14 protein-coding genes are annotated in these 18,445 nt (G+C 47.9%); 12 read left to right on the top strand and 2 right to left on the bottom strand.

All coding sequences use genetic code 11. From position 1 onward, the window contains the following. The first annotated feature begins 102 nt into the window (after window positions 1–102). The 9 genes from LRP49_RS20935 (at window position 103) to LRP49_RS20895 (ending at window position 10,420) form a co-directional block, all read left to right on the top strand. On the top strand, window positions 103–1,095 hold the full coding sequence (locus LRP49_RS20935; RefSeq protein ID WP_274144660.1) for a dipeptidase: 993 nt from the start codon (window positions 103–105) through the stop codon (window positions 1,093–1,095). A 32-nt stretch (window positions 1,096–1,127) separates the two neighbouring features. Next, window positions 1,128–1,661, top strand: coding sequence for a DUF5943 domain-containing protein (locus tag LRP49_RS20930; RefSeq protein ID WP_274144658.1), 534 nt, complete (start codon window positions 1,128–1,130; stop codon window positions 1,659–1,661). 65 nt (window positions 1,662–1,726) lie between these two features. After that, window positions 1,727–3,787, top strand: coding sequence for an NADH:flavin oxidoreductase (locus LRP49_RS20925; RefSeq protein WP_274144656.1), 2,061 nt, complete (start codon window positions 1,727–1,729; stop codon window positions 3,785–3,787). Window positions 3,788–3,808: 21 nt separating this feature from the next. After that, window positions 3,809–5,716: a (Fe-S)-binding protein gene (locus LRP49_RS20920; protein ID WP_274144655.1), complete on the top strand. Its 1,908-nt coding sequence runs from the start codon at window positions 3,809–3,811 to the stop codon at window positions 5,714–5,716. A 10-nt stretch (window positions 5,717–5,726) separates the two neighbouring features. Beyond that, the gene (locus tag LRP49_RS20915) at window positions 5,727–6,938 is read left to right on the top strand and encodes an electron transfer flavoprotein subunit alpha/FixB family protein (protein ID WP_274144654.1); all 1,212 of its coding nucleotides are present in this window, start codon (window positions 5,727–5,729) and stop codon (window positions 6,936–6,938) included. Next, a complete protein-coding gene (locus LRP49_RS20910; protein ID WP_274144652.1) occupies window positions 6,928–7,698 on the top strand; it encodes an adenine nucleotide alpha hydrolase family protein in 771 nt (256 codons plus the stop codon). The genes LRP49_RS20915 and LRP49_RS20910 overlap by 11 nt, the downstream gene beginning before the upstream one ends. Window positions 7,699–7,834: 136 nt before the next feature. After that, window positions 7,835–8,062, top strand: coding sequence for a glutaredoxin family protein (locus tag LRP49_RS20905; protein WP_274144650.1), 228 nt, complete (start codon window positions 7,835–7,837; stop codon window positions 8,060–8,062). A 160-nt stretch (window positions 8,063–8,222) separates the two neighbouring features. Next, the gene (locus LRP49_RS20900) at window positions 8,223–9,866 is read left to right on the top strand and encodes a CHASE domain-containing protein (protein ID WP_274144648.1); all 1,644 of its coding nucleotides are present in this window, start codon (window positions 8,223–8,225) and stop codon (window positions 9,864–9,866) included. Window positions 9,867–10,093: 227 nt separating this feature from the next. Further along, complete coding sequence (locus LRP49_RS20895) at window positions 10,094–10,420, top strand: hypothetical protein (protein WP_274144646.1); 327 nt, start codon at window positions 10,094–10,096, stop codon at window positions 10,418–10,420. 46 nt (window positions 10,421–10,466) lie between these two features. On the opposite strand, the gene LRP49_RS20890 is transcribed toward LRP49_RS20895, so the two are convergent. Continuing rightward, on the bottom strand, window positions 10,467–11,699 hold the full coding sequence (locus LRP49_RS20890) for a DEAD/DEAH box helicase (protein ID WP_274144644.1): 1,233 nt from the start codon (window positions 11,697–11,699) through the stop codon (window positions 10,467–10,469). 316 nt (window positions 11,700–12,015) lie between these two features. Here LRP49_RS20890 and LRP49_RS20885 point away from each other — a divergent pair, with 316 nt between their 5' ends. The 3 genes from LRP49_RS20885 to LRP49_RS20875 all read left to right on the top strand — a co-directional run bounded on the left by LRP49_RS20885 (window position 12,016) and on the right by LRP49_RS20875 (window position 15,933). Further along, complete coding sequence (locus tag LRP49_RS20885; protein WP_274144642.1) at window positions 12,016–13,485, top strand: glutamate-cysteine ligase family protein; 1,470 nt, start codon at window positions 12,016–12,018, stop codon at window positions 13,483–13,485. A 39-nt stretch (window positions 13,486–13,524) separates the two neighbouring features. Continuing rightward, the gene (locus LRP49_RS20880; protein WP_274144641.1) at window positions 13,525–14,535 is read left to right on the top strand and encodes a M14 family metallopeptidase; all 1,011 of its coding nucleotides are present in this window, start codon (window positions 13,525–13,527) and stop codon (window positions 14,533–14,535) included. Between the two features lie 465 nt (window positions 14,536–15,000). Continuing rightward, on the top strand, window positions 15,001–15,933 hold the full coding sequence (locus tag LRP49_RS20875) for a methyltransferase domain-containing protein (protein ID WP_274144639.1): 933 nt from the start codon (window positions 15,001–15,003) through the stop codon (window positions 15,931–15,933). A gap of 127 nt (window positions 15,934–16,060) precedes the next feature. Here LRP49_RS20875 and LRP49_RS20870 read toward each other — a convergent pair whose 3' ends face one another. Beyond that, window positions 16,061–18,397, bottom strand: a complete 2,337-nt coding sequence (locus tag LRP49_RS20870; RefSeq protein ID WP_274144637.1) for a glycoside hydrolase family 88 protein — start codon at window positions 18,395–18,397, stop codon at window positions 16,061–16,063. Between the last annotated feature and the right edge of the window lie 48 nt (window positions 18,398–18,445).

Genomic DNA, 18,445 nt, shown 5'->3' with positions numbered 1-18,445 from the left:
GACGCATTCCTGTTCAATCCTGTCGCAATCGCACCGCTGAATCACCCCCTTGTTGGTTAACTTGAACTACATATAAAGAGAACGCTAACGTGGGTAGACAAGATGTCGAACAACAATCCAATTGCGGCAGCTTTGCATCGTGACTCCATCATCATTGATGGGTTGATCATCGCGAAGTGGAATCGTGCACTGTTTGAAGATATGGCGAAAGGGGGCCTGACAGCGGCGAATTGCACCGTGTCGGTATGGGAAGGCTTTCAGGCAACCGTGGATAACATTGTTGAGTTCAACCAGTTGATGGAAGAAAACAGCGACCTTATTCGCCCAGTGCATTCGACCGATGACATTCTGCGCGCCAAGCAAGAAGGCAAGACAGGCATTATGCTTGGCTTTCAGAATGTCCACGCATTCGAAGACAAACTTGGCTATATCGAAATTTTCAAAAAGCTGGGTGTGGGCATTGCTCAAATGGCTTACAACACTCAAAACTTGGTCGGCACAGGCTGCTACGAGCGTGATGGTGGTCTGTCGGGATTCGGCAAGGAAGTCGTCGCGGAAATGAACCGTGTCGGCATGATGTGTGACCTTTCCCATGTTGGTCCAAAAACGTCAGAAGAAGTCATACTCGAATCGAAAAAACCGGTTTGTTATTCCCACTGCCTACCACTCGGCCTTAAAGAGCACCCCCGCAACAAGTCCGATGAAGAGCTGAAATTCATTGCTGACCATGGTGGTTTCATCGGGGTCACCATGTTTGCGCCATTTTTGAAAAACGGCATCCAATCCACCATCGAAGACTATGTTGAAGCGATTGACTACATCGTCGATTTGGTTGGCGAAGACTGTGTGGGCATCGGCACTGACTTTACCCAAGGCCACGATCAGGCGTTCTTTGAATGGATCACCCATGACAAAGGTTATGCCCGAAGACTGACACGCTTTGGCGAGATCATTAACCCCAAAGGCATTCGCACTGTCGGGGAATTCCCGAACCTAACTGAAGCCTTGCTGGCGAACGGTTGGTCTCCCGAGAAGGTGCAGAAAATCATGGGCGGTAACTGGGTGAACGTCTTGAGAGATGTTTGGGGCGAATAAATGTACTGGGGTTACGAATGAAGGACGAGAACATGGGACATCATCCCCCGGAAATACCGATTGAAGTTGATGACGAAACAGGCGTGTGGAGCACCGATGGATTACCCATGCTCTATGTTCCTCGGCATTTCTTTATCAATAACCATGCTGCCGTAGAAGACGCTATTGGTGCGGATGTCTATGCAGAGTTGCTTTATAAGGCAGGCTATAAATCAGCTTATTTCTGGTGTGAAAAAGAAGGCGCGACACACGGCATTTCAGGTGCTGAAGTCTTTGACCATTACATGAAACGACTCTCTCAACGTGGTTGGGGGCAATTCTTTATCGAGCAACTCGATGTCGCACAGGGTACGGCAAAAGTGAGGCTCGAGAACTCAGCGTTTGTTTACTACTACGGCAAGGTAAACCGGAAGGTGGACTACATGTTCACAGGCTGGTTTGCAGGCGCAATGGATCAGATAACAGACAGTGTGGGTTTTCCCATTAAAACGGTCGCCACCCAGTTACAAAGTGGGGCGGAAGAAGGGATAGAGTTTGGCCTCTTTGAGGTGAAACCGATCGGATAGTGTCAAACAAGCTATGTAAAAGGCGCGAAAAAGATGCCTTAGCCCGTCATGTATAAGGAAGTGCAATGTCTCAGTTCGACGCGATTTTTCAACCGCTGGCCATCAATAAGCTCACGATCAGAAATCGTGTGATCAGCACAGCGCATGCCGAGGTATACGCAACGGAAAATGGGATGACCACCGAGCGTTACATCAAATACTACGAAGAGAAAGCCAAAGGCGGAATCGGCCTTTGTGTTTGTGGTGGGTCGAGTCCGGTTTCTATTGATAGCCCGCAAGGCTGGTGGAGTTCGGTCAACATGGCGTCTGACGATGTCATTCCTCACCTTCAAAATCTGGCTGACGCGATGCACAAGCACGGTGCCCACATCATGATTCAATTGACGCACATGGGGCGTCGTTCACGTTGGGATGGGGGGAATTGGCCAAGCTTGATGAGCCCGAGTGGTATTCGTGAGCCTGTCCACCGTGCCACCTGTAAAACCATTGAGCCCGAGGAAATCTGGCGCGTGATTGATGACTTTGCCAAAGCCGTGAAGCGGGCAAAAGACGGTGGGCTAGATGGCGTTGAACTCTCTTTTGCACACCAACATTTGGTGGATCAATTCTGGAGCCCGCGCGTTAATCACCGAACCGATGAATGGGGCGGCAGTTTTGAAAACCGCATGCGTTTTGGTGTAGAAGTCCTTAAAGCCGTTCGGGCAGAAGTTGGGCGTGATTATGCCGTTGGCATTCGCATGACGGGCGATGAGTTTCACCCTGATGGCCTAGACCATGAAGCAATGAAAGAAATTGCGGCTTACTACGATGGTTTAGGGCTGATCGATTTCTTCAGCGTGGTGGGTTCGGGCTGTGATACCCACAATACGCTGGCGAATGTGATCCCAAATATGACCTATCCGCCAGAGCCTTTTATCCATTTGGCAGCGGGTATTCGCAGTGTGGTCAGCGTGCCTGTCATGCATGCACAAAACATTAAAGATCCAGTTCAAGCAGCACGGGCGTTGGAAAGCGGTTTGGTCGATTTTGTTGGTATGACACGTGCACATCTTGCTGACCCGCATCTCATCACCAAAGTGAAATTAGGACAGACAGACCAAATTCGTCAGTGTGTTGGCGCAAACTATTGTATCGATCGCCAATATCAAGGCATCGACGTCCTGTGCATTCAAAATGCGGCCACGTCTCGTGAAACGCATCTCCCTCATAACATCACCAAAACAGATGGTCCGATCCGCAAGGTTGTTGTCGTTGGCGGCGGACCCGGAGGTATGGAGACTGCGCGAGTTTGCGCCGAACGTGGTCACCAAGTCACACTGTTTGAGAAAAACAGCGAGCTTGGCGGGCAAATCACATTGGCGGCACAAGCACCGCAACGGGAGCAAATCGCAGGGATCACACGTTGGTTTGATCTGGAACTGCGTCGTTTAGGCGTGAATCTGGTGTTTAACACCGCGGCGGATGAATCGGCCATTCTGGCTGAAAATCCCGATGTGGTTGTGCTGGCTGTTGGCGGAAAACCTTTCATCAATCAGAGCCCAGAATGGGGCGGGGATGATGGGTTGGTCGTATCGAGTTGGGACATATTAAGCGGCGCGGTTGAACCAGGCAAAAATGTGGTGGTGTTTGACACTATTTGTGAATTTGCGGGCATGTCGGTTGCGGATTATCTTGCGTCGAAAGGATCGCTGGTGGAATTAGTCACTGACGATATCAAGCCAGGTGTTGCGGTAGGCGGTACCAGTTTCCCCACCTATTACCGCAGTCTCTATCAGAGTGACGTAGTGATGACGCCGGATTTGACGTTGGAACGCGTATACAAAGAAGGTGACAAACTGATCGCACGCTTTGAAAACGAGTACACGGGTGTTCGCGAAGAGCGCGTGGTTGATCAAGTGGTGGTAGAGAACGGTGTCAGACCTGATGAATCGCTTTACTACGCATTAAAAGAGGGCGCGAGCAACAAAGGGCAGGTGGATATCGATGCCTTGTTTGCCTTTGAACCACAACCTGCGTTTGCAGAAACGGAAGAGGGCTACCTGCTCTTCCGGATTGGCGATTGTGGTGCACCTAGAAACATTCATGCAGCCATCTATGATGCGTTGCGGATATTCAAAGATCTCTGACGGTCTGCGGGGTAACAATACATGTGGACGTCATTGATCGGTGCGATATTGGTAGTTTCTGTGGTGCTCTTTGCCATAGGAGCACTTAAGCGAGTCAGGCTTTGGCGACGTGGAAAACCGCAGCCAGTTCCGTTTCTTGCAGCACTGTCTTCCATTCCTCGTCGTTATCTTGTCGATCTTCACGATGTGGTGGCGAGAGACAAAGCGTTTGCTGATACGCACGTTGCCACCGCGGGTGGCTTGGTTGCCTCGGTTATATTGATGCTTATTGTGTACGTGTTTGGCATCGGCAACCTTGTCACGTACGCCTTGATGGCAATCACTTTTTCGGCCATGGCTTACGGAGCGATGAAGGTCAAAAAGCGTCGAGATAACCCGCCTGAAAATTTATCAAAAGGCGACTGGCAACGATTGCCTGTCAGCCTGTTGGCTTTCTCCTTGTCTGGCTTAGTGTTATCCATCCTGTTGCTTTTCAGTTCGCATAGTGAGCCGCTTATCTTGGTGGCGTTGTGTATAGGAGGTGTGATCTTTGGCTTGGCGGAACTGTTCTTTGGTGTGTTCAGCGGCGGTCCAATGAAGCATGCCTTCTCTGGGGCATTGCATCTTGGGTTTCACCGACGCCAAGAACGGTTTGGTGGTGGCCGCTCCACGGGGTTAAAACCTATTGACCTCAATGAATCGACCTTGGGCGTAGAGAAACCGAAAGACTTCTATTGGAACCAGTTGCTGGGGTTTGATGCCTGTGTGCAGTGTGGGCGTTGTGAAAAGGTATGCCCGGCATTTGCGGCGGGTCAGCCGTTGAACCCCAAAAAACTGATTCAGGACTTGGTTGTAGGCATGGCGGGCGGTTCTACGGAAAAGTATGCCGGTAGTCATTACCCTGGTAAGTCAGATACGCCGTGTCAGGGCGCACCAGACGAACCTTTGTTCGAACGCCTTTTGGGTGCTGACACCGTGTGGTCATGTACGACATGCCGAGCCTGTGTCGAAGAATGCCCGATGATGATTGAGCATGTTGATGCCATTGTCGACATGCGCAGAAACCTTACTCTCGCGAAAGGCGAGACTGCGGGGAAAGGTGTTCAGGCGTTGGAAAACTTGATCACCACTGACAATCCCAACGGGTTTTCACCGAAAAATCGTGCCAATTGGTCGGTCGATTTGAAGGTAGATCTATTGAAAGATATTGGCAAAACGGATGTGCTGTTGTGGGCGGGAGACGGGGCGTTTGATCTCGCTTACCAAAGAACGTTGCGAGCGGTTGTTGCTTTGCTTCGCCAAGCTGGCGTGGAATTCGCCATATTGGGCAATGAAGAGTTAGACAGCGGAGACTTAGCACGTCGATTGGGGGATGAAGCGACCTTCCAACGCTTGGCGATTGCCAATGTCAAAACCCTGAACAAATACCAATTCAGAGTCATCGTCACGCCCGACCCACATGCCTACCACGTGTTAAAAAACGAGTACGCCGACTTTGGTGGCAGCTACGATGTTTTGCACCACACCGAGTATCTGGCGCAACTGACAGAGCAGAGTAAATTGAGGTTCAAGCAAAAGAATTCGCAATCTGTCACTTATCACGACCCTTGTTATCTCGGGCGCTACAACGGCGGATACGATGCGCCGCGTTATCTGTTGAAAGCTATGGGCATTGAAGTGAAAGAGATGGAACGGTCTGGATATCGGTCGCGTTGTTGTGGCGGCGGTGGCGGCGCGCCAGTAACCGATATTCCGGGCGAGAGTCGCATTCCAGACATGAGAATGCAGGATGTGCGGGATGCCGGAGCCGAACAGGTTGCCGTCGCGTGCCCGCAGTGTGCTGTGATGTTGGAAGGGGTTGTATTGCCAAGGCCAGATGTGAAAGACATCGCCGTCATGCTATTGGAGTCATTGGCAGATAACGCTGAATCGGAAAGAAAGGTCAGCTAAGGGGCTAGCTATGGATGACATCATACGTCGAGATCCCAGAGCAGAAAGAATCGCCAGAAACAGGCTACACCCAGACTATGACAGCGTGTCTGCCTCTTCCAGCCTGATGGTCGGAGGGATCAACCGAAAAGACGTTCACAATACGGGGATCCTGAGTGCCGAGGGTATTAAACGCATCGATCGATCCGGTGCTGCGGTCGCGAAAGGATTAGCGTCTCAACGCTTGAAAGAGGCGACGTTACCGCTTCATGCGATCCCTGAACCTGAAGGTTTTATTGTCGTGTTTTCTGATGCGGACAGTGACAAGCTCACGGTGTTAGACAAAGACATGCTGGGGCTTGCTCATCAACTCAGTGCAACGTATGACAACCAGACGGCGGTACTATTTATTTCGTTATACCCGCGCACGGATGATCTTTCTCTGTATGGCGCACATCGAACACTGACCTTGAGCAGCACTGATTATTCGCCTGAAGTGTGGCTGCGAAATCTATTGGTATTGGAAGACACGCTTCAGCCTAAGCATTGGGTGTTTGCCGACGGGTCTTTGTGCGGCAGTGATCTAGCGAGAAGGCTGGCGGTGTCATTGAAAGAACGGCCGGTGACGCGCGGTAAGCATTACCTTGATGGGACGCTAAATTGTGGCAGTGGTGATGCCTCGAAAAGTGTCGATCGCGCGGTTTCTCGGATCCTTTTGGTGGAAGAGCAAGTGGCAGACCCGATCTCTGGCTTTGTTACTGAAGCGGAAGAGATCGCGCATTTAGCGGGAAGTGACTCACACGCCGGGATTGAAGATCTTGGGCAGGTGGCAGTTGATCCCGCCAATATTCCTTTGGCAGAAACACGTTTTATTTTATCTGGTGGTAACGGGGTTCGAAATTGGGCTCTGTTCCATCAATGCGCCAAAACGTTGGGTGCGACAGAAGGTGCAAGCCGTGTTGCTGTCGACAATGGGTTCATGCCCAGAACGACCCAAGTCGGCGCGACGGGAACGTATGTGAATGCGAAGGTGTATGTCGCCGTCGGTATTTCCGGAGCAATACAGCACCTTCAAGGCATGACACATTGCGATACGGTTATAGCGATCAATGCCGATCCAAACTGTGACATGGTCAAGCGCGCGGACCTCAGTGTTATCGCTGACAGTAGTGAGGTTATGCAGGCACTGGTTAATGCAATTGAAGGATCTGATTCCGCGGGAGTGTTTGATCATGCAGGCTAATAAAACATTAGTGTTGGTATCTGAAGGACTGCACCCGTTGTCGGAGAGAGCGCGCAGAGCGGAGAATGATGCGAAAGCGTTAGAGTTGGCACTTCAGATAGGACATGGGCAAGAAGTCGTGTTTGCTGGAGACCCGTCTTCTCCTGCTCTCAGGGAATACCTAGGTATGGGGCTGCATAAGATCGATGTCCTGAATATACCGGACAATGCTGATGCTGCGTTGTCCCTGGCAAGTTATGCCAAAGCGCAAAAGTGTTCCGTGGTTCTTTGTGGCGCGCGGGCAGAACATGGAGAGTCTTCAGGCATGGTGCCGTATCTGGTTGGCGATGCGCTAGGGGCCACGATAGTGCCGGAAGTGGTGAGTGTGCTTGACCAAACAACAAAGCATATTGATGTCCTCCAAGCACTTGCGGGAGGGCAGCGCAGAAAGCTTCGTGTCAGCTTGCCTGTGGTGTTGATTGCCGGAGCGTCTGCTCCCGCACCAAGGCAAAGTGCCTTTACGGTGGCACGCGATGGGGTCATCAACGTTTTGGAAGTGAAAGCTGAAACGGATACGGTTAAAGAGAGCTGGCAATGGTTGGCAGCAAAAAAACGCCCCAAGCGGACAAAGGCGGTCGCCGCAAATGCGTCAAGCCGAGACAGATTTCTCGCCGCGACTGCAGCCCAGGCGGCTAGCGGCGGGAAAGTGATGGCGAATGTTTCCCCGAAGGAGGGGGCGGAAGCGATTCTTGCCCAATTAAAGAAAGACGGTGTCATCTAGTTTTATTATCGCCGTTGTTTTTAGTACTTCAACATTGGTTTACGTGCGTTGTTAAGCGAGTACAACCAAACGCGCATTCTGGGTAGAATGGGGAACACCAAGCGTATACGCGTTGTTGCTTATTATAAGAGTTCCCATGAAACGAATCGTACTGTATACCAGCCGAAACTGCCCGCATTGCCAATCTGCAAAACAGTATTTCGACAGCAAAAAAATCGCCTATCGTCTCTGTGATGTTGGGACGCCGAGAGGTAAAAAAGAACACGCTGCATTGGGGGCGAGAGGTGTGCCAGTCATTAGGATTGGGGATACTGTGCTTCACGGTTTCTCACCAAAAGCGGTGGAGAGAGCATTACGGTCATAGTTAGAACTCACACCATATTGGTTCAAACGTTGTAACACGTAGAGGAGTGATAGAACGGCAAAACATGGGCAGTCCTTAAGGCAATTTCTAAATGTATTTCATGTAAATACGCGCATTGTCTCGTTTTTTGTACTATCTCTATCTAGTGTTCAATGGAAAAATGGATAGCATTGGTGGACTCATGGTACTGATGAAATACCGTTATGCGAGGTTTTTCGCGTTACTTATAGGCATTTCAATTTCAGTACTTATGGCCTGGATAGTTGCGGACACAGAAAGAAAAACGATTTCCGTCGAATTTCAAAATGACATTGATCAGCGCGCTGCATCTCTTTCAAAAAGCCTTTTTACTAACTTTGAAGCGTTGCATTCGCTAGCGACGCTTTTTCGCAGTAATCCTCATACCGCCTATTCCGAATTTCAATTGGAAGCGCGACGAACCTTAAAACGACATCGAGATATCCAAGCATTGGAATGGATACCGTTCGTGAAAAAGGAGGAGCGCGAGCATTTCGAAAACGCATTTCAACGCGAGTTTCCAGGGTTTAAATTTACGGAATTATCGCCAGAAGGCGAGATGATAGAAGCAGGAGTAAGAGAAGAGTACTTCCCTGTCTACTTCGTGGAACCCTACATTGGCAATGAAAAAGCACTAGGATTTGATCTTTTCGCAAGCCCCTCCAGAGCAGCCACTATCAATAAAGTCAGAGACTCTGGCTTCCCGGCATCAACAAGTAGCATCACCTTGGTGCAGGAAACAGCAAATGAAAAAGGGTTTCTTGCCATTGTTCCTATCTTCAAAGGATCAATATCAACTCTGGCAGACCGCCGTAATAACTTGATTGGCGTTGTTCTTGGGGTATTTCGTATTCGGGATATTTTTATAGCCTCACAGCACGGAGAGTTACCCGCTGAAATTGTGGTAGAAATCTATGACATAACGGACGATGAAAAAGGTGATGAGCTGTATAAATATGTCCCAGCTAAGGGGAAACATCCTGTATCTGAAATGGCATACCAACCGAACAATTTGAATGTTCTTGGCAGAATGTGGCAATTAAGAGCGACGGCAACCAACGAGTATGTTCAAAGTAAAAAAACTTTGCTGCCGCTAGTGATCTTATTCGCGGGTATTGCTATCACCTTGGTGTTTACTGCATATATGCGATTAGTGTTTAAGCATGCAGAACTGGTTGAAAGAGAGGTCATCGACCGAACAAAAGAGCTCGACGAAGCCAACCACTCTTTACGGCAACTGACGCAGAAAGACACGCTTACGGGTTTGTTTAATCGTCGCTACTATGACGCACAGATTGAACAGGAATGGGCAAGGGCGCAAAGGAATCACTCTCGCATCTCTCTACTCATTTTCGATGTGGATCATTTCAAAGAGTTTAATGATCAGTATGGACACTTAGCAGGCGATGAATGTCTTACTAAAATTGGCCAGACCCTCAAAATGACGTTGCTACGATCGCAAGATACCCTCTGCCGCTATGGCGGCGAGGAATTTGTAGCTATTCTTCCGGATACAAACGATCCGCTTAACGTCGCTGAAAAATGCCGAAAACGGATTGAAGAATTGGGGTTAGAACACTCAATTTCATCACATTTCATTGTGACAATAACCGTTGGTTGCGCACAGATGGTGCCCACACCCAATCTAACATCTGATGATTTGTTCAATGCGGCAGATGAAGCACTCTACCAAGCGAAACAAGACGGCAGAAATCGCGTTCATTTTGAGGTGAATGGACAACTACACAGCGTTGACGATCATCAGAGCGATAAAAAGTCGTCATAACGTTAAGTGTGGAAGAATCAGAAAGCTTGGCAAAAACCATCCATTTGTTTGCAAATTTGTTATCACTTGGTGGTCAGCCTTGTGATACATATCGTTGAAATTCATGCTTTAAATAAAGTACGCTGTATGCTTATGTGCGGCATGATGCTGCGCGAAATACGATTTACCTAATCATCCAAATAGCGTGAAGGTGATTGGTAGCTAAGAGGCAGAAGCGGGAGGTTTTGGTGCTTTCTTTCTTGTTATTTACGCTGGTAGCTAACTTAGTTGCCGTGAGTGTCGTCGGTGGATTTGAAGCGTTAACTGGGCTGTTTGGGATGTCTCATTGGGTGGATTATGCATTTGCGATAGTGCTGACGTTGTGGGCCATTTCGGCGTTCACTTTGAGCTGGCAGCAAAGGGATAATGATCTAGAGGCAGGTGTTACCTATGCGGCAAGGACAGCGGAGTTGACGACTGATCCCTCGCTATTTCTTAAATTCTTTTTGGCAGGATTACCTGCGTTTATATTGTGTGTCGTGGTGGCGTTTAGCAGCTATACACTCGCAGTATAAAATTCAACCGCAAAGATGAAAAAGGGCGCATTATGCGCCCTAATTGTTATCGTTTTTTGGCACCCGATTTCTTGATTAGCTGACGCTTTAATCGGCGCTTTTCTCCACCTCGTCCACCGCGTTTTTCGTGGTGTTCGATATCTGCATTGAGATCGGGTTCAAAACCTGGCAGCCATTCTTGAGGCAAACGTTGATCAATCAGTGTTTCAATGGCGGTGAGCATGCCTTCTTCTTCTCGAGAAACCAAGGAAATCGCCATACCTGATTTTCCCGCACGACCTGTTCGACCAATACGGTGAATGTAGTCTTCCGCTTGGTGTGGCAACTCATAGTTGAATACTGTATCGAGTGAAGGTATATCCAAACCTCGTGCCGCGACATCCGTAGCAACCAGCACTCTTACTTTGCCTTCTTTAAATCCTTCCAAAGCGCGATTTCGTGCACCTTGCGTTTTTTCGCCGTGAATCGCTTCGGCTTCCAAACCATCGAGCTTCAATTCGTTTGCCAACGCTTCGGTGGTTTGTCGGGTTTTAGCAAACACAAGCACTTGGCGAAGATTCTTGCTACCAATCAAATAGGAAAGCAATTCACGCTTGCGTTTACGATCGACCGGGTGGATCAACTGATTGACGGTATCGGCTGTGCTATTGGCGGTCGAGACTTCCACGCGAACAGGATCGTTTAGCAGTTTATACGCCAAATCCATGACTTGTTTTGGGTAAGTGGCGGAGAAGAAAAGTGTCTGACGCTCAGCCGGCATTTTCTTCATCAAACGTTTGATGTCAGAGATGAAGCCCATATCTAGCATGCGGTCAGCTTCATCAAGAACTAAAGCATCCAAGCTATTTAAACGTAACGTGCCAATATGCAAGTGGTCGAGTAAACGACCCGGTGTGCCGACAACAATTTCAGCCCCTTTCGCAAGCTGACTCTTTTGAGGGTTGATGTTCGCGCCGCCATACAATGCGACGCATTTTAATGACGTATTTTGGCTGTATTCAGTAACTTTGTCGTAGACCTGCTGAGCGAGTTCGCGAGTAGGTGTAACCACGAGTACGCGAGTGGTTTTCTTCGCACCACTCTCAAGCAGTTGGTGAATAAGCGGTAGCGTAAAAGCTGCGGTTTTACCTGTACCTGTCTGCGCGGCACCCATGACATCTTTGCCAGCAAGAACATAAGGTATCGCTTGCTGCTGAATCTCAGTCGGCTGTGAATAGCCTAGCGAAGCCAGCGTCTCTTGCAACGTAGGGTGTAAAAGCGTAAACGCATTGTCAGACATGAAAGTAAATCCGGTCACCAAAAGGAGCGCGAGTTTATCAGAATGCTTGCCTTTACCCAAGCGGGCAAAAATCCGAGATTTAAAGGGAGTGTATTCGCGGCAAGCGACAGAGATAAAAGGGAAAAAGTATGTAAAGAGTTGCCTTAACTATAGTGCCGGACGACTTAACTTTGGGAAAATGACATTTCTAGTGCTGAACAAGCCCCGTAGCTGACTGTAAATAAGGCATTTTTGTTCTATGGTAAATATGTTTACCCGCGTTCATTGGAGAAGGTTATTCCAATGTGTTGGGTATAGGTAAGACGAGGACGCCAAGATGGGACAGAATGTTAATAAAACCTCGTTCAGTGCAAGCGATCACGTGTTATTCGCCAATCAACTGAAACAAGAGTTAGAGCAGCTTGAGACACTTATCTCGACGCCAGGATGGGGAGTGGGTGAGTGTACGTTAGGTGCTGAATTAGAGCTCTATTTGACCGATAAAGATCACCGACCTTCACATTGTAATCTCGAGCTTTTAGACAAAGCTGCTGACCCCTTGATGACCGCCGAAATCAATCGATTTAACGTCGAATACAATTGCCCGTACACGCGCTTTCAGGGGGCGCCTTTTACCTTCTTAAAGCAGCATATGGACGATCGTTTGTTATCGCTCCAAACGCTAGCGTCGACCATGGGGGTAGATGTTACTCCGATTGGGATTTTACCGACCTTGCGACAAGGTGATTTTGGCTTGTCATCAATGACCGATTTACCTCGGTACCATGCACTCACGGATATTCTGTGTGAGTCTAGAGGTGGTCCATTTCACATTCGTATTCACGGTGCAGAGAGTCTAGAAGTCGATGCTGATGACCTGACGTTGGAAGGGGCAAACACCTCCTTTCAAGTGCATTACCGGGTTAAGCCTGATGAATTTGCAATGTGGTACAACGGTATACAACTAGCATCCATTTTCACGCTAGCCATAGGGGCGAATTCACCGGTCTTTCTAGAGCGCAAGCTTTGGCATGAAACGCGTGTCCCCTTGTTTAAACAATCTATTGATAGCCGAAATGCATGTGGGATGAACTGGCATATTCCGGCGCGGGTATCCTATGGGAAAGGGTATGTGCGTAAAAGTGCTTTGGAGCTGTTCAGACAGGGTGTCAGTTTGCAGCCTGTTTTACTGCCAGATGTTACCGAAAGAGAGCCCAAAGAAAACAGCGGTCCCATTTTGGATGCGCTAAGGCTGCACCAAAGTACCATATGGAGTTGGAACCGAGCCGTTTATGATGATGCCGATGGCGGGCATTTACGCGTGGAGCTAAGAAGTTTGCCAGCAGGGCCAACAACCATTGATATGGTTGCCAACGCGGCGTTATGTATCGGGATTGCGCATCATATACGGAATGATTTAGATCGGTTAATGGATTTGTTGCCTTTTGAGTTTGCGAAATACAATTTCTATCGTGCTGCTCAGTATGGTGTGAATGCCAATATTCTTTGGGAGTCATCAAATGGTACGCTGCAAGAGTATCCCCTCGTTGACGTGTTGGCGAAACTGCTACCGGGCGTCGCGGATTCCTTGGTGCAACTGGGCGTGTCTCGTCAGGAAGCAGACATGTTGATGGTTGTCATTGAGCACCGTTTGGCAAAACGCCAAAACGGGGCGAGTTGGCAGCTCAATACTCTTATCGAACTGGAACGTAAATACGATGCCAGAGAAGCATTGAGCCGCATGTTCGGACTGTATCAAAAACAATATTTATCAGGTGCACCGGTTTCACAATGGCCCACTTTGTGATGGAGTAAATAAGACCGTTTTATTTTTCAGGGAGTTCTAATGACGCTACATGATGTGCCATGGCCAACAGAAGAAGAACATAAACAAGGTTTGGTCTCATGGCTAAATGCGATGCCGGGCCCAGTATGGCTGACCTTGCCCGGCAAAGACGTTAACCGACATCGCGTAGTGGTGACGTTACTTCATGGTAATGAGCAGTCTGGCGTGGAAGCGTTTTGGCATTTTGTCCAAAACCCGCCTGTCTGTGCGGTAACGGTTCATTTCTGCATCGTCAATATTGAAGCGTCTTTGCATGGGGCACCATTTACGACTCGTCACTTAGAACACAAACCTGATATGAACCGATGCTTTGGTAAGACAGGCTCGGATCCTAGTTATGCACTTGCAGCCGAATTGCTTGCCCGAATCAATGCTCTTAAGCCAGAAGCGGTCGTTGATATCCATAACACATCAGGAACAAGCCCTGCGTTTGCTGTGTCCATCAATGATGATGAGAAACATCAGCAAATTGCATCTTTGTTTACAGAACGCATGTTATGTACCAGCGTTCGATTGGGGGCGTTGATGGAGCAGACCAGTGATGCTAGCCCCATGGTTACCGTTGAGTGTGGTGGTGTAAAAGATCATAACTCTGTTGAAGTTGCGAAGAATGGATTACATCATTTTATGTCGGCTGAGGACCTGTTTTTCAATCATACGGGATTTTGGCCGGTGGAGCGCCTTTATCACCCTGTAAGGGTACAACTGAAGCCAGATCTGTCACTGTGTTACCACGATCGTTTTGTTGAAGAGTCAGATCTGACACTGCCTCCAGATATTGACCGTCACAATTTCGGATGGATGGCTGCGGATAGCCAAATTGGTTGGTTAGGAACGAAAGGACTTGATGCCATGACCACCAATGATGGGGAAGGGAAATACCCCATTTCTGCACTATTTTATGAGCAAGATGGCGAATTACGTCTAAAACACCCTGCTAAACTTTTTATGATCACAACCAAGCACGCCATCGCTTTATCAGATTGCCTGTTTTATATGGTTGTGGATTAAGTATTACGATCTAATATAAGTATTTTCTTATTTTCTTATTTTCTTATTTTCTTATTTACTGTGTATTGATAATAATTAAATGATGATGTCAGCTTGCATCTTATGTAAACTTATTTGTCATTAAGTGGAATTTATTGTCTCTATTTTTGGATGTAACTTCCTCTGTTATCTTTAGGGTTTGTTGTTGTCATGTTAGCGTCATTGTTTGGTCAGTAATTGTCATTTGATTCCGTAACCGTAACTTTTTACCTTTTCATAAGGTGATAGTCATTAAATGGCTAAATGCTCATGCATAATATTTATTTAATTCATCTTTAAGTTTTATTTTTTTACTAATCACAGTGCGATTGTAGAATTGGGCATAATAAAAGTATATGGTGAAAAGAATACGAGTAATTTTTGTGCTGTAGTCATTGTTTAACTGAAGTGGCTATTTATGGGCACATCGAAAGGTTGGGGACGACAATGTTGTTGGACCAAAAAGATGTTGTAAAGTTGATCAATTGCGCACAAAAGCGTGTTGATAGGCATACAAGCGAAAAGCAGGGTTGGACTGGGCAGTGCGATACTCCTTACTATATGGAGCAGGACCTTCCGATATTGTTGTGCGACAAGAGCAAGGATCAGGATGTAGAGGCGTTATTGGCAACTCAATTTTCATTGATTCCGAGAGCCCATTACTCAGGTATAAAGAAAAATCTACGCCGCCTCGTTTGCCCCCCACCATTTGTGACAAGGAAAAACGTCGATTTACTTCTTTCCCAGCTTTTTGAAAGATCGGACAGACCTAGAGTGCTCATTGTCGGAGGTGGGACAATCGGTGAAGGCATGGAGCCATTCTATACAGATAGCCGCATTGAATTAATCTCCTTTGACATTTACCCCTCGCCGAATGTTCAATTTGTGGCGGATGCCCATTGCATACCTTTAAAAGAAGATAGCTTTGATGCTGTGATTGTTCAGGCGGTATTGGAACATGTGTTTTACCCAGATCGTGTGGTTGAGGAAGTGCATCGTGTTTTAAAGGACGATGGATTTGTTTATGCAGAAACTCCCTTTTTACAACAAGTTCACGAGGGGGCGTACGACTTTACACGGTATACAGAGAGCGGCCACCGACTTTTATTCAGGCACTTTAGGTTGATTAAATCTGGTGCATGTTCAGGTGCGGGAACGCAATTATTATGGGCTCTTGAGGGTTTTTTTACTGGGCTATTTCGGTCAAAATATTTAGGAAAGCTTGTCAAGGTGTTGTTTTTTTGGATTATGCTGTTCGATTATCTAATTCCTGACAGCTATAATATCGATTCTGCAAATGGTGTGTATTTTCTTGGTTCAAAATCATCGTCTACTGTGTCAGAGCTAGACATTGTTCAGCATTATAATGGCGCGCAATAATTAACCGCCTATAATTGTGTGCAAAGTAAGTTAAGCGGTAGTGACTTTCCCTCTTATTTATATGTCCTAAAGAAAATGCCCAATAATATTGCGTATTATTGGGCGTATTTCTGCTGAGTATTATGTATTACTCATATAAAGATAACTCTGTTAACCCTGTCCATTGGAAGAGGTGATCAGGAATGTCTGTTACTGACAGGCGGATCTTTGACGTTGAAATAGCACTGGGTAATATCTGGTTCGTTCCAGGCTCAGTCGTGGTAATTGAACGCTCATCCACCCGTTCATACTGACCGCTGGCATTCAATGCTTCTAGCTTGTATGCATAATTGCGGTTTTGGTAAGTATGGAGCGTGTAAGAACGTAACGCTCTTGTCGAACCAAAATCAACCACGACAGAGGCCAAGCCTTCTGCCGACCAACGATCGCCAGAGGCGGTGCTACCATCAAACAGGTTTTCGCAACCATATTGTGGCTGGGGCTCGGCACTGCATTGGAAAGAGGCAGGTTGAATCAATGCTGGTGTGTAGTCTCGGCCATACAAATCCCATTCACGCAGGCTGACCCAGTTAGTGGAATTGTCAGCGATGCCTGTCACAGTGAGTCGAGCATACTGAGCAACAATCGGAGGCAGTGATTGGTGTCTCCCTGTACCATCACCTGCTGTCTTCTCCACAACCGTTTGATAGGGAGAAGACTGGGTTGGCTTGGTTTCAATACGGTAGTTGTACTGACGATCATGAAGAGCACTTAGCGCGTAGCCATTTAGTGTATGTAAATTGCCTAAATCGACTTCTATCGATTGCGGGAATGTCATGGCAGACCAACGATCTTGCGAGCCTGTTCTTCCATCAACGGCCTTTCCACAATGGTACTGCGGTTGAGGCTCATCGCTACAATTGACAGCTTGATTAAGGGCAATGCTTTCCAAGTTCGCGGGTTTTCCGAAGACTTCCACCTCTCTCACCGTCGCCCATCTGCCGTGATAGCTCGTCGCATCTTGAATGTTAATTCGAACATAGCGACCAACAGTATTGTTTGGGAATGCAAGAAGACTCGGGCGGCCATCCGTATTGTCGCGTTTATCAATGACTGTTTCGTACTGGCTCCCAGCATCAACTTTTACGTCAACGGTGTATTGGTAGTCTCGGTCGAAAAAGAAGGTTCCGCGAAATGCAGACAGACGGGTTAGCTCACCAAGATCAATTTCAATCCATGCAGGCATCTCGTCTGAAGCCCAGCGGTTATAGCCAGAAACGCTTCCATCAACCGCATTTTCACAAGGTGCTTGCGTGGGTTGCGGTTCTTTTGAACAGGTCACGGGTTTATTTAACGCCACATTACTATCAGCAAGTAAATGATAAATCTCCGATGCTGCAGCGAGATAGCTGCCGACGGTGTAAGGTTGACTTGAACTGGCTCGTGCGTAAGACATATAGGGTTCGTGAGCAACACCTTGCGCCCAACCTAGACGGCCCGAATCTTGAAACGCTGTATTGGCGAGCGCAAGCCAACCTTTCTTGATGACGGGCATAAAGGTGTCGCGGTCAAGGATCCCCAGGCGGACACCAATCGCCATTCCGTATACAAAGAAGGTGGTACCACTCGACTCGGGAGCATCGATATGGTGTGGCTCTAGGAGATCAGCCCCCCAAAAACCATCGGCTTGTTGGCTGTTCTTTAACGCCGTGGCCATTTTGACGAAGTTAGTGCGGTAAACATCGTAGTGCGGTGCATTCTCGGGTAATCGATCGAGAAGCCTCGCAATACCACCAAACACCCAGCCATTTCCTCGCGACCAAAACATTGGGCTGCCATCAGGGCTCGGGTTGTTAGGGTAAACATAGCGAGAGTCTCGAGCCCAGAGATCGTATTCTTCATTCCACAAGCTGTTATAGGCACTGCTAAATTGCGTATACAAGGATTCGTATACCGCATTTTTGTCAGTTTGGCTGGATAATGTATCGGCCATTAACGGCCAAACCGCGGGTGCCATATATAGCGTATCTGCCCATGACCAATAGCGGGTATACGTAGAGTCGACGACGGTCGATATGCTTTGTTTTAGACAGTCCAGTGTGCCCGCTGGCTCATTTACCATCGGTGCCAGCTCGAAAAATACTTGGCCGGCAGCTTGGTGATCGGCGTTGGTCGTGGCACATGAGCCATGAGGTTCGTAAGAGAATGTTCTCGCCCAATTCAAGGTATTGTCCCACGCTTTACCATTGCCCGTGAGTTTGGCGTATTCAAACTCACCAATGTGGTAGGCACCGTAAATCCAGTTGGTATTGGGTGTGTATTGGCTGTTGTAAAAGCCATTATCAACCCAGTAGTCATGAGCTAACTGCGAGGTTGCTAACATGTCATTGGGTGTAAACTCATACGCGTCGACGGGTGTAACCGTTGTGCACCCTAGCATCATAAGTCCGCAGATAACGCTACGTGCCATCAGTGATCTTTCCATATTTTAATCCTCTTTGGGCCTGAGCCTTGAACAGCAATCAGGCCCTGT

Source organism: Enterovibrio qingdaonensis (assembly GCF_028683135.1).
GTDB lineage: Bacteria > Pseudomonadota > Gammaproteobacteria > Enterobacterales > Vibrionaceae > Enterovibrio > Enterovibrio qingdaonensis.
This window is presented reverse-complemented; position numbering and strand designations above follow the sequence as displayed.